Source organism: Pseudidiomarina tainanensis, assembly GCF_004214835.1.
Lineage (GTDB): Bacteria > Pseudomonadota > Gammaproteobacteria > Enterobacterales > Alteromonadaceae > Pseudidiomarina > Pseudidiomarina tainanensis.
This window is the reverse complement of the sequence record NZ_PIQJ01000001.1, coordinates 330,896-343,537: the sequence shown is the minus strand read 5'-3', so window position 1 is coordinate 343,537 and position 12,642 is coordinate 330,896. Positions and strand designations below refer to the sequence as shown.

Here is a 12,642-nt window from a genome sequence, read left to right as displayed (position 1 = left end):
CGATTTTGATGATGCAATAGTAAATACCAATTTTTTTAGCTTTCTTGGTTCGATTGGTTAATTTGCGAACGGATGGCGCAAAATAATCGTCTCACCGCGGTCTGGGCCTGTTGAAATAATATCCACTGGCACACCAGTTAAAACTTCAATTCGTTTGATATACGCAAGTGCTGCGGTCGGCAGATCTTTGTGCTGCGTGATACCCACAGTACTGTCATTCCAGCCTGGCATGGTTTCATATACTGGCTCAACAGTTTCATAATCTTCTGCTGCCATTGGTGGGTATTCAACCACCTCGCCATTTGGCAGTTTATAGCCAACACAAATCTTCAGTTCTTCAAGCCCATCTAACACATCGAGCTTGGTTAAGCAGAAGCCACTGACCGAGTTAATTTGCACCGCACGACGCGCTGCTACCGCATCAAACCAACCAGTACGACGTTTACGTCCTGTTGTTGCGCCAAACTCATGCCCTTTCACACCTAAGTGTTGACCAACTTCACATTCTAGTTCAGTTGGGAATGGGCCGCTACCAACACGCGTGGTATACGCTTTCACGATACCCAACACGTAATCGATGTAGCGTGGACCAAAACCAGCGCCGGTCGAGACACCACCTGCGGTCGTGTTAGACGATGTCACGTACGGATAAGTACCGTGGTCGATATCCAACAACGTACCTTGCGCACCTTCAAACATAATGTGCTGGCCTGCTTTGCGAGTTTCATCAAGTAACGATGGAATATCGGCAACCATGTCTTGAAGTTGTTTAGCGACGTCTTCACAGTAAGCGAGTACGTCATCAACATTAACAGGTTCAACTTTGTAGTAATTCACCAACGTGAAGTTATGGAATTCGACAACCTCACGTAACTTCTCTTCAAATCGCGCAAAGTTGAACAAATCACCAACGCGTAAGCCACGACGCGCAACTTTATCTTCGTATGCAGGGCCGATACCACGTCCGGTGGTGCCGATTGCTTTGTTGCCGCGGGCTTTTTCACGCGCTTGGTCTAACGCGATGTGGTAAGGCAAAATTAACGGACACGCTTCGCTGATAAGCAAACGATCACGAACTGGCACGCCGCGTTGCTCAAGCATCGCGATTTCTGTCATCAGGGCTTCAGGTGACAACACCACGCCGTTACCAATCACGCATTTGACGTTTGCGCGCAAGATACCAGATGGGATTAAGTGTAAAACGGTTTTCTCACCGTCTATGACCAGGGTGTGGCCAGCGTTATGTCCGCCTTGATAGCGAACGACTAGCGACGCCTTATCGGTAAGCAAATCAACGATTTTGCCTTTACCTTCGTCACCCCATTGTGTACCTAGAATTACTACATTTTTACCCATGATCTCGCTACCAGCAGTTACTGTTGAAAAAACAGGCGGCGATTTTAACAGGTATTTAGGGGCGACGGTAGCCCGATCAGTTCTGACTCAACGCATTTTTTAATTGTTGATAGTCGGCAACGTCGTGATAAATAGCAAAGCCAAAGCGCAACCGTTCGCCGCGATAATCGGTTTCGATACCACAATTGCTAAGTTGCTCAGCAAGTTGCTCAACAAGCGTTGCGTTGGCTAACTTAAACGTCAAAAAGTGCCCGTGATGTGCTAAATCATTGACGATTAAATTGCCACGATGAATGTGTGGGTGTTCCACCTCATCAAGAATTGCCAGAAACTCCTGCTGTAATCGCTGCACGTACGCGTGCATCGTTTCAACGCTAAGCCCATCTCGATGCCACCACTCCAACACACTCTCAAGCCGATACACCGCCGAAAAGTCCATGGTTGCACCGGCAAAGCGCATGCCGTCATCGGCGTATTGAACGCTTGCTTGTTGCGGTTTGGCAAGATTGGCGAAATCCGCGAACCAGCCGGTAAATTCCGGCCGTAACTGGCAGCCCTTGGGCACGGCCATGAAACAGCACCCTTCCCCAGCCTGCAAATATTTATAGCCACCGGCGAGGTAAAATACACGATCAGCGATAGTCGATAAGTCAGTGGGGATAGCACCACAACCATGGTACCCGTCGATAATAATCTGAGTTTGCTGCGGCACTTCGTCTAGCCAAGTTAAAGGATCGGGTGCCACCACCCCTGAATTGAAAAATACCTGGCTGGTGAAGATGATATCAAACGAACCTTGTTTAATTGCATCAAGCCAGCGCGCTTCAAACGTCTCATAGGGTTCGGTTGGAGCGCTTTCAAATTGTACGTTAGCACGCTCTTGTAGGCGTCGAATTTGCCTTGCGAAGCTATGAAACTCGCTATCGGTGCTTAATATCTTTAACGGTTTGTCTGGCGCAAAACTTGAAATGACGCGATACAGCAACTCATGGGTATTACCCGCGAATACAAATTGCTCAGGGTGTGGATGATTCAATAACGCGGCCAAATATCGTTGTACCGCAGGAACACGCTCGCCAAACACGATATCCCACTTATGGTCTACGCCACGCGCACTATCGTCCCAATAAGCCAGTTGGGCATCGCGTGTCACATCCGGCCAATAGTGATGGCTGTGCGGCGCAAAATGCAGACTTTGAGGATGTTCTTTAAAGTAGCGACTGTAGTGCTGTTTATACGTCATGAGCTGCTGTCCGTTGTTCGTTATTCGTCGTTCGTTATTCGCTTGAGATTAAACACAAAAAACCCGCGGGACAACCGCGGGTTTCTAATATCCAATATCTAATAGCTAATATCTAAAAGCTAATATCGCTTTTGCTTTTATTAATTCGCAGTCGCTTTGTTTAGATATTTGAAGAAGTCGCTGTCTGGCTCAAGTACCAAGACATCGTTACCCTCTTCGAAGCTCTTTTCGTAAGCTTGTAAGCTACGAATGAAAGAGAAAAACTCAGGATCCTTGCTGTATGCACCGGCATAAATGCCAGCAGCTTCCGCATCACCTTGACCACGCAATTGACGTGATTCACGCTCCGCATCAGCAAGCATAACAGTTACGCGTGCATCAACATCGGCACGAATGAACTCAGCCTGCTCACGACCTTCTGAGCGGTGCTCCATCGCCACGGCTTGACGTTCCGCGCGCATACGCTGGAAGATTGACTGACTAACTTCGGTCGGCAAGTTAATTTGCATCACCCGCACATCAATCACTTCAATACCCAATTCTTGCGCGCTATCAGCGCCGCGAATCAATGCTTCGCGCATTAAGTTGTCACGCTCGCCTGACACGATTTCTTTGATGGTACGGCTACCAAATTCAGCACGAAGACCACTGCTAACACGACGGGTTAAAAGCGCTTCGGCTTGTGCTTGGTTACCACCATTGGTCGAGAGATAGTAAGTTGCAAAATCAGAGATACGCCATTTCACATAGGTATCAACGATTAAGTCTTTTTTCTCGCTGGTTACAAAACGATCCGGATTACCATCAAGTGTTTTGAAACGCGCATCGAGGCGTTTTACATCTTCAATAAATGGTAATTTGAAGTGCAAACCGGGGGCGTACACCGTTGCTTCACCGGTATCTGCATCACGCAGAACTTTACCGAACTGCACAACAATAGCGCGTTGACCTTCTTTCACCACGAACACTGACGAAAAGCCCAGAACGACAGCGACGATAACTAATACAGCTACAAAGTTTTTCATCGTTTACCCCCGACCATCGTTAAAGCGATCGCTGGTACGAACGCTATTGCTTGAACGTGATGAATTGCTTGGTTCATTGCTCGTTGAGCTACGTGTTGGGCTTGAATTGGTGCCCTGCGCTTCGCTACGCGCTGGTTCTTGCGTGGCGCGCTGCTTCTCGAGAATTTTATCGAGCGGCAAGTACATCATGTTATTGCTACCTTCAACATCCACCATAACTTTGGCGGTGTTGCTGTAGATCTTCTCAAGGGTTTCGAGATACAAACGCTCGCGGGTGACAACCGGCGCAGCTTTGTACTGAGGTAGCAACTCTTCGAAACGTGCCACTTCACCCTGAGCTTTTAACACGGTCTGTTCACGATAAGCCTGAGCTTCTTGCAAAATACGGCGTACTTGACCACGTGCGAGCGGTTCAATTTCACGTGCATAAGCTTCAGCTTCACGAATAAAGCGTTGCTCATCTTCTTGTGCCGCAATCGCATCATCAAATGCGTCTTTGACTGCTTCTGGCGGACGCGCTGGTAGCAAGTTGACGTCAACCACCTGAATACCCAACTGGTATGGTGCGATGATATTTTCAAGCAGTTCTAAGGTGTTTTGGCGTACGCTTTCACGACCAACTGTCAGCACTTCGTCCATGGTGGTGTGCCCCACGACAAAACGCAATGCGCTATCGGTTGCCTGTGCCAAACTGCGGTCAGCATTTTCAACCGCATAAAGGTAATCACGCGGATTCACAATGCGATACTGAACGTCAAGCTCAACGTGCACAACGTTTTCGTCTTGCGTCAGCATGAAGCCTTCCGACTGGAACTGCTGAACGTTACTGACGTCAACGGTTTCGACGGTATCAACTAGGAATGGCCGCCAGTGTAGGCCAGACTCAACAAGATTGTGATATTGGCCGAAGCGCAAGACCACGCCACGTTCAGCTTCTTTCACTGTGTAGAAGCCCGCAATAAACCAAATGACAACGGCGAGAATGACAATGACGCCAATACCGCGAGATGGAATCCCACCACCGCTTTTATTGTTGCCACCACCGTTACCTTTATTGCCACCAAGACCTAACTTGCCAAGCAAGTTACGAATTGCTTCATCTAAATCAGGCGGACCTTGATCGCGGCCGCCTTGGTTTTTCCATGGATCACGGTCATTGTTATTACCGTTTCCCGGTTGATTCCAGGCCATTGATTACTCCAACTCTGGGTAGTTTATAAATAAATTTTTAATTCTTGTCGCTATTCTACAAAGCCTTGCAGGCTATCGCCATACTCTTCGGCGACTTGCTTACTTAAGCGCTGCCAATCAACTGCGGACATGCGCACATGCAGCGCCAATTGGCCATCATCACAGGCTTTTTCACCGGTCACGCTTTTCATCGCATACAGCTTACCACGTAACTTGCCCATTGACGGCGGAATTCGTAAGGATACGTCAACCATGCTTGGACGCAAGCGTTGCACCAGCGCTTCTTGTAACAAATCAATTCCTTGACCAGTTTGCGCCGATAACCAGACACGTATTGGTAAGCCATCATCATTGGTATCTATACGTGCGTTACCGTCTGCTAGTTTATCAATCTTGTTACAAATCAACAGCTGCGGGATTTCATCGGCGCCGATTTCGTTTAAAACTTCCTGAACTTGATGAATATTTTCCGCCTGACGCTCGTCTGCCACATCAATCACATGAAGCAATAAATCGGCTTCTTGTGTCTCTTGTAACGTCGCTTTAAATGCAGCGACAAGCTCGTGGGGCAAATGACGAATAAAACCTACCGTGTCAGCCAGGATAATCGGTCCAACATCGGGCAACTCAAGTTTACGCAGGGTTGGGTCGAGCGTTGCAAACAATTGGTCGGCGGCGTACACTTGCGCTTCCGTAATCCGATTGAATAGCGTGGATTTGCCGGCGTTCGTATAACCAACCAACGAAACCGTCGGAATCTCCGCGCGCTGGCGTGCACGACGACCTTGCTCGCGCTGCTTTTGCACTTTTTCAAGCCGACCTAATATATTTTTGATACGACCGCGAATTAATCGCCGGTCGGTTTCTAGCTGAGTTTCACCCGGCCCGCGTAAACCAATACCACCTTTTTGGCGTTCCAAGTGGGTCCAACCACGGACCAAACGGGTTGATATATGGCGAAGCTGCGCCAACTCGACCTGTAGCTTACCCTCGTGAGTACGCGCACGCTGCGCGAAGATATCAAGGATCAAACCGGTACGATCGAGCACGCGACACTCACACAATTTCTCGAGGTTACGCTCTTGGGTTGGGCTTAAACTATGATTGAATATGACGATATTGGCGTCGAGCAATTTAACCTGATCGGCAATTTCTTCCGCTTTACCAGAGCCGACAAAGAACCTTGAGCTAGGGGTACTACGCGAAGCTGTCACCACGCCGAGCGTTTCCACGCCAGCGGATGACACTAATAGTTTGAGTTCAGAAAGGTCTTCACGATCGATTTCGGCTGGGAAATCAACGTGGACCAGGATAGCCCGCTCACCACTTTCAAACCTATCAAACAAGCTATCACTGCTCCTTATTGGTTGTCTTAATCAATTGCCTCTTCGCTGTTTTCGCCAATAGGCAGATAGTTCTGCGGAATACGCGCAGGAACAACAGTCGAGATGGCATGCTTGTAAACCATTTGGCTTACCGTGTTTTTCAATAAAATGACAAATTGGTCAAATGATTCAATTTGGCCTTGTAACTTAATTCCATTAACGAGGTAAATTGACACCGGAACGCGTTCACGGCGCAACGCATTCAAAAACGGGTCTTGTAAAGTTTGCCCCTTAGCCATATTCGATTTCCTTTTTTGTTATTGTTTGTGTCTGGCAACAACTTACCGCCCGCTCATGCCAGTCACTTCTAATATAGTTGAATTCCCGCAATTTCACAGCAGACTGTATTTTATTTCAGCTTATACTGAATATAAGGTGAATGTTTTAGTTTTCAAGGTTGTTTTGTGTAAATAACTGCGTTGGTTTTGCACAAATTGCTAAAGCATCTGTCACCAACGTTGGTGACTCAGTATCAAGCCAATGAACACCAGGCCATTTCCGTAACCATGTCAATTGTCGCTTGGCTAACTGACGAGTGGCAAAAATGCCGCGATTAATCATTTCTTCGTAATCATAGTCGCCATCGAGATACTGCCAAGCCTGACGGTAACCAACACAACGTATCGAAGGTAAATCGATATGTAAATCAGACCGTCGTCGTAGTGCTTCGACCTCATTAAGAAAGCCTTGTTCCACCATTTGACGAAATCTTAACGCAATACGTTCATGGAGCACCGCACGATCACTTGGCGCGACTGCCATTTGAATAATCGGATAGGGTAATGCGCCGTCACGCGTCGCCGTTAATTCAGTCAGCGTTTTGCCACTAATTCGATACACCTCGAGCGCGCGCAATAATCGCTGTGGATCGTTAGGATGGATGCGTTGCGCACTGGTTGGGTCAATTTTCTGCAATTCAGCATGCAACGCTTCAAGGCCCTGCTGTTCCAATTGCTGATTTAACTCAGCTCGAATCGCAGCATCAGCCTCTGGCAATTTTGACATCCCCTCAAGTAATGCTTTGAAGTACAACATGGTACCGCCAACCAGCAATGGAATTCGGCCAGCGGCAATAATTTGATCAATTTCTCGACGCGCATCCGCAGCAAATTGTGCTGCCGAATAATTCTCAGCGGGATCGCAAATATTAATTAAACGGTGCGGTGCTTGCGCTAACTCTTCGGCGGTCGGCTTCGCAGTACCAATATCCATCCCGCGATAAATCAACGCAGAATCCACCGAAACGATATCACACGGTAAATGTTTCGTGAGCGCTATTGCTAACCCAGTTTTACCGGCTGCTGTTGGGCCATACAGACAAATCACATGTGGCTGCGTCATCGTAAGGCCTCCGGGATTTGCGGTAACGATACAGCTAACCAAAATGACGCTGGGCTGTCGTTTAGCTCAAGCGCATAGGCAAGCCAGTGCTCCGCTTGCGCAAGTGAGTAGTGAGCTTGAACCTGGTGCAGCGCCAACCATGCGATAAGTTCTTGCTGATTGTCTAATTTGCGGAGTAACGTTCGCATACTTGTCGCGATATCTGTTTGTCGCAGTGCCGATGGGACATCGAGCACTGTCACCGATTGCTTGCCAATTTCAAGACGCACACCAAGCAGAGCCAGCTGTTTCAAGTCCGCTGATTTTAATGCCGACACAATGTCTGGGTCAGACAGTTTCACAGGGATTAGCAGCGGCTGGCCAGCCAAACCAATTTTAGCTTGTTGGTTTAATTGTTGCTGTAAAAAATAATGTTGCACCTGTTGCAAGTTGAGCAGTGCTAAAGACTCTCGCTCGACCAACGCAAACCGTTGCTGAATGATGGTCAGCACTTTATTCGTTTCGGTACTGCCGTGTGCTGCAATAGGCGTCGGTGATTTTGCCGGCGTTACGAAATCGGCATAACTGGCAACTTGAGTTGGTGATACCGATGCTCGAGTCGGAAAGATTTCACGGTGCTGTGGCTGTAATTCTCGCACTTGCTGCGCCAAAGCGGCAGAGCTTTCCGTGTAGCCGTGTTGCGCGCGATTTATCGGTTCTGCACTTGGTTGCGGTTGCTGTGCAGCAATCGCTTGGCGCACCGCAGTTAGCACAAAATCATGAATCTGGCGGGCTTGGTGAAATCGCACTTCATGTTTTGCTGGGTGTACGTTCACGTCCACATCTTGGGCAGGTAGCTCAAGATATAAGACAAACGTCGGCGCCCTATCATCGGTTAAGCTATCACCGTACGCTTGACGCACGGCATGCCCTAACAGTCGGTCGCGCATCATGCGGCCATTCACATAAAAGTACTGTACATCGGCCTGATGGCGGCAAGCATTCGCCGGTGCCACCCAGCCCCACAATCGAACGGGTCCCGATTGCTCATCAATAGCCAAGACGTCGGAAGTAAAGGTTCCACCGCAGACTTGTCCTACGCGTTTTATGTATTGCTCTGGGCTTTGCACAGCCACATATTGACGCACTATTTTGTCGTTATGGAGCAATTGAAATCGCACATCAAAACGCGCTAAAGCTATACGCCTTAGCACTTCATCAATATGACCGAATTCGGTTTTGTCGGTACGTAAAAATTTTCGCCGCGCTGGCGTATTGAAAAATAAATCCTGCACATCAACGGTGGTGCCTTGCGGGTGACTTGCCGGCGCTAGCTCGGCCTGCATATCGCGCCCCTCTACCCACGCTTGCCATGCTTGCTCGGCTGTTGGCGTTTTGGAGGTTAAAGTTAATCGCGAAACCGAACTGATACTTGCTAATGCTTCGCCACGGAAGCCTAGGCTTTGAATCGCTTCTAAATCACTTAGCGAACTAATTTTACTGGTGGCATGTCGGCTTAAAGCAAGCGCTAACTCGTCGCGCGGAATACCACCACCATTATCGCGTACGCGTATACGCCGCCGTCCACCCTGCTCGATGTCGATGGTTATTTCTGTCGCGCCCGCGTCAAGGCAGTTTTCGACTAATTCTTTAACAACGGATGCGGGGCGTTCAATCACTTCTCCTGCCGCAATCTGGTTCGCCAGACTAATTGGCAGTAATTGAATAGGCATGTCTAAAACCTAATTTATGAAGACGGAATTTCTAGCTTCTGGCCAATATGCAGCACGTTACTTGAAAGATGATTACGGTCTTTAATCGCTTTCACTGTGGTGTTGTAACGTTGTGCTAAAACAGACAACGACTCGCCCGAGCGCACAATATGCGTCCGGCTGCGGCTGGTCGCAAACAAGGTGCCATCCGGCGGTCGCCGCTGAAAATAGTTGCGTACACCTTGATAAATAGCGCGCGCCAGCTGTTGCTGATGCTTATTCGTGAGTAACTGCTGTTCTTCTTGCGGATTCGAGATAAATCCAGTTTCTACCAGCATCGACGGTACATTACCCGAGGTTAATACAGCTAGGCTGGCATGCTGAGGTTCGTGCTTGTGCATGTGCGCCACACGCTTCATTTCCGCGATGACCTCTTTTGCCATTTCGTAACCCGTACTCATTGCATGACCCATACTTAAGTCGAGAATAGTTTTGCTGATATATCCGTAGGTGTCATCTTCTTCAAGACGCATATCGACCCCACCGAGAACATCCGACATGCGCTCTTTATCCTCGAGCATCCGACCCATTTCGTTATTTGCCCGCCGAGTAGACAGCACCCACACCGAGGCACCGCGTGGTTTCGGACTGGTAAACGCATCCGCATGAATCGACACTAGCAAGTCAGCTTTAATATCTTCCGCTTTGCGCGTTCTAGCTTTCAAGCCCACATAATAGTCGCCCGATCGAATCAGATAAGCCTGCATGGCGCTGTCTTGATTAATGATGTCAGCAAGTGCTTTGGCAATTTTCAGCACCACATGTTTTTCATAAGTTCCGCGAGGACCAATCGAACCTGGGTCGTCGCCGCCGTGACCGGCGTCAATCGCGATGGTCACTTTACGTTCTTTCAATTGTTCAACCGTTAAAGCTTCCGTGCGACGCTCAATAGAACGTCCCGGCAGGTCAATCACCAAGCGTTCGCCATAACGGTCGTTCGCTGCCAACGGAAACACAATCGCATCAATTTTATCAGTCAGCTCGATGACAATGCGGGTTGAGTTTTTATCTTTCGGGGTGCTGGTACGAACTTTATTGATCAACAACGATTCATTCTGTAGCTTGGTTAAATCAACATTCAGCTTCGTCGCATTGAAGTCAATAACTAAGCGGTAAGGCGGCGCTTGGTAGAGCGTGAAATAGCTATAATCGGCTGCCGCCCCCATATCAAAGACAACACGGGTGTTGTCTGGCGCAGGCCAAATCCGAATATTTTCAATCTCGTTCGCGTAAGCTGCGCTGCTCAGCAAGCAACACAACATCGCCACTTTCGCTAAAAAGTTTCGCATTACATGGTATCGAGTAACTCTCGACCTCGTTCTGTTAGCGCTTCTAAGGTGATTGATCGCGCCGTATCCGCATAATCAATCGTTATAATTATATCTGGCTGCGGCAAATAACCTTCGCCACGCTGCGGCCATTCCGCAAGAATGATTCTATGGGTTCCAAGGTAATCACGGATGCCCATAAATTCAAGTTCTTCTGGATCAGCTAGGCGATACAAATCGAAATGATTAATCTGCCATGGTGCTAAGTCGTAGCTTTCCACAAGGGTATACGTTGGGCTTTTGACGTGGCCCTGATGTCCAAGTTGTTGAATAAAACCACGGCTAAAGGTGGTTTTCCCTGCCCCGAGCTCACCTAACAAATAAATCGTCAGTGCGCTTTCTGCCACACTGTCTTCATGCGCTTTAACGGCATTCGCCAACTTTCGCGCAGCTTCGAGTAACGCCGCTTCATCTTTTAAAAATAACGTGTGCTTGTGCATGAACCCCTACTCATTCAAGTTTTTAAGCGCCGATTTTAAGGTCTTGGTGCGGATTCACAAGGGTGCGAAGCTCATCCAATAAATCGCTCGGTAGTGTACCACGTTCTCCTCGCTGCGCAGCCATTTCGCCAGCCACAGCGTGCAACCACGCGGCGATTGCAAGCACCTGATCGGTAGGGATTTGTTCAGCTGTTTGTTGCGCCAGCAACGCGCCCACCACACCACTTAACACATCACCACTACCACCAACGGCTAATGCCGGTGAGCCACGCCGACACACCCAAGCGTCATGCTGCTGTGGTGATTTCACCAAGGTGCCAGCTCCTTTGAGTAGAGTATACGCATGAAAGTTCTGACAAATTTGTGTAAGTGCACGCAATCGATTCGCATTGACATCACTTGCGCTAAGGTTAAGCAAACGCGCAGCTTCGCCAGGATGTGGCGTGAACAACCAAACACTTGCGTCAGGCTTAGCGATGGGCTGCGCCGCAAGGCTATTCAGCGCATCGGCATCCCACGCCACGGCGCCTTGCCACTGCGCAACCCGTTCAACCAAAGCGCGAGCCCAAGGGCTTTGACCGAGTCCAGGCCCAATCACCACCACCGTCGCTCGTTCTAATAATGCCGATAAATCGTTGTCGACGGCATGAACCATTAATTCCGGTTGCGCCGCTGCAATCGCTAACTGCGACTCTTTGTGACAGGCAATCGATACCTTACCGGCACCGCATCGCAATGCCGCTTGTCCGGCAAGCAACGCGGCACCACTCATACCAGGGCCACCGCCGACAATCAGAACATGACCAAAATCCCCCTTGTGTGCAGCCTTATTGCGTCGACGTAAGTGTTCACTCACTAATGAGCTTTGAATCGCCCTCAATGTTGGTGGGGTTTTAAAAAACGCTCGGCTGACACCGAGATCTGCAAGCACAAGCTCACCACAATAGGTCGCTGCAGCGCCGGTGACCAATCCGGTTTTCAAAGCAATCATGGTTACCGTACAGGTTGCTTTTACTGCTGTCGGCATTGCGATTCCGGTATCGCTATTTAACCCGGTAGGAACATCAATGGATAACACCCAGCCAGCAAAGTTGTGCCGATTAATGAGGTTGACCGCCTCAGTAAACGGCGTCGACAAGTCACGATCCAGTCCGTTGCCGAGCATTGCGTCAATAATGACATCGGCGTTATCAATCTGCGCTGTCGTTAGCGCCGTCAAATCGGTGACGACGCCCCCTTGATCACGCCACGCTTGGGCTGCCAACTTCGCTAGTTCTGAACGCGGCTCGGTTGCGGCAACTTGAACTCGAAATCCCGCTTGTTGTGCCAGGCGAGCTAACACCCAACCATCACCGCCGTTATTGCCGGGTCCGCATAAGATCAACAGGTTGGCAGGGGCTGCTTGTTTGTGTTGAATGACTTCAAGGCACGCTTGTGCGGCGCGCTGCATCAGTTGTGCCATACTCACGTCACATCGCGCGGCAGCATCTTGCTCGCCATCGCGCACTTGTTCTGCGGTGTAGATCATGGTGGTTAAATCAACTGACATCGGTGCATCCTTTGGCCGTTTTTGCTATGTTAG

11 protein-coding genes are annotated in these 12,642 nt (G+C 49.1%); all 11 read right to left on the bottom strand.

The features are described 5' to 3' along the window. Window positions 1-57 precede the first annotated feature (57 nt). A complete protein-coding gene (locus CWI82_RS01730) occupies window positions 58-1,356 on the bottom strand; it encodes an adenylosuccinate synthase (protein ID WP_130202466.1) in 1,299 nt (432 codons plus the stop codon). A gap of 76 nt (window positions 1,357-1,432) precedes the next feature. Further along, on the bottom strand, window positions 1,433-2,599 hold the full coding sequence (locus CWI82_RS01725) for an aminotransferase class V-fold PLP-dependent enzyme (protein ID WP_130202465.1): 1,167 nt from the start codon (window positions 2,597-2,599) through the stop codon (window positions 1,433-1,435). Between the two features lie 140 nt (window positions 2,600-2,739). Beyond that, window positions 2,740-3,624, bottom strand: coding sequence for a protease modulator HflC (gene hflC / locus CWI82_RS01720; RefSeq protein WP_092857617.1), 885 nt, complete (start codon window positions 3,622-3,624; stop codon window positions 2,740-2,742). A 3-nt stretch (window positions 3,625-3,627) separates the two neighbouring features. Then, entirely contained in the window at window positions 3,628-4,815 is a 1,188-nt protein-coding gene (gene hflK / locus CWI82_RS01715) for an FtsH protease activity modulator HflK (RefSeq protein WP_130202464.1), read from the bottom strand. 50 nt (window positions 4,816-4,865) lie between these two features. Beyond that, window positions 4,866-6,161 (bottom strand): ribosome rescue GTPase HflX, encoded by a 1,296-nt coding sequence (hflX, locus tag CWI82_RS01710; protein ID WP_092857621.1) that lies wholly within the window; start codon window positions 6,159-6,161, stop codon window positions 4,866-4,868. A gap of 26 nt (window positions 6,162-6,187) precedes the next feature. Further along, a complete protein-coding gene (gene hfq / locus CWI82_RS01705) occupies window positions 6,188-6,439 on the bottom strand; it encodes an RNA chaperone Hfq (protein ID WP_092857623.1) in 252 nt (83 codons plus the stop codon). A 145-nt stretch (window positions 6,440-6,584) separates the two neighbouring features. Beyond that, window positions 6,585-7,541 carry a tRNA (adenosine(37)-N6)-dimethylallyltransferase MiaA gene (gene miaA, locus CWI82_RS01700; RefSeq protein ID WP_130202463.1) on the bottom strand — a complete coding sequence of 319 codons (957 nt, stop codon included), beginning with the start codon at window positions 7,539-7,541 and terminating at the stop codon, window positions 6,585-6,587. Further along, on the bottom strand, window positions 7,538-9,253 hold the full coding sequence (gene mutL / locus CWI82_RS01695) for a DNA mismatch repair endonuclease MutL (protein ID WP_130202462.1): 1,716 nt from the start codon (window positions 9,251-9,253) through the stop codon (window positions 7,538-7,540). Before mutL ends, miaA begins: the two co-directional genes overlap by 4 nt. A 14-nt stretch (window positions 9,254-9,267) precedes the next feature. Then, window positions 9,268-10,581: an N-acetylmuramoyl-L-alanine amidase gene (locus tag CWI82_RS01690; protein WP_130202461.1), complete on the bottom strand. Its 1,314-nt coding sequence runs from the start codon at window positions 10,579-10,581 to the stop codon at window positions 9,268-9,270. Continuing rightward, entirely contained in the window at window positions 10,581-11,060 is a 480-nt protein-coding gene (tsaE, locus tag CWI82_RS01685) for a tRNA (adenosine(37)-N6)-threonylcarbamoyltransferase complex ATPase subunit type 1 TsaE (RefSeq protein WP_130202460.1), read from the bottom strand. The genes CWI82_RS01690 and tsaE overlap by 1 nt, the downstream gene beginning before the upstream one ends. A 22-nt stretch (window positions 11,061-11,082) precedes the next feature. Then, window positions 11,083-12,609 carry an NAD(P)H-hydrate dehydratase gene (locus CWI82_RS01680; RefSeq protein ID WP_130202459.1) on the bottom strand — a complete coding sequence of 509 codons (1,527 nt, stop codon included), beginning with the start codon at window positions 12,607-12,609 and terminating at the stop codon, window positions 11,083-11,085. Window positions 12,610-12,642: the final 33 nt, after the last annotated feature.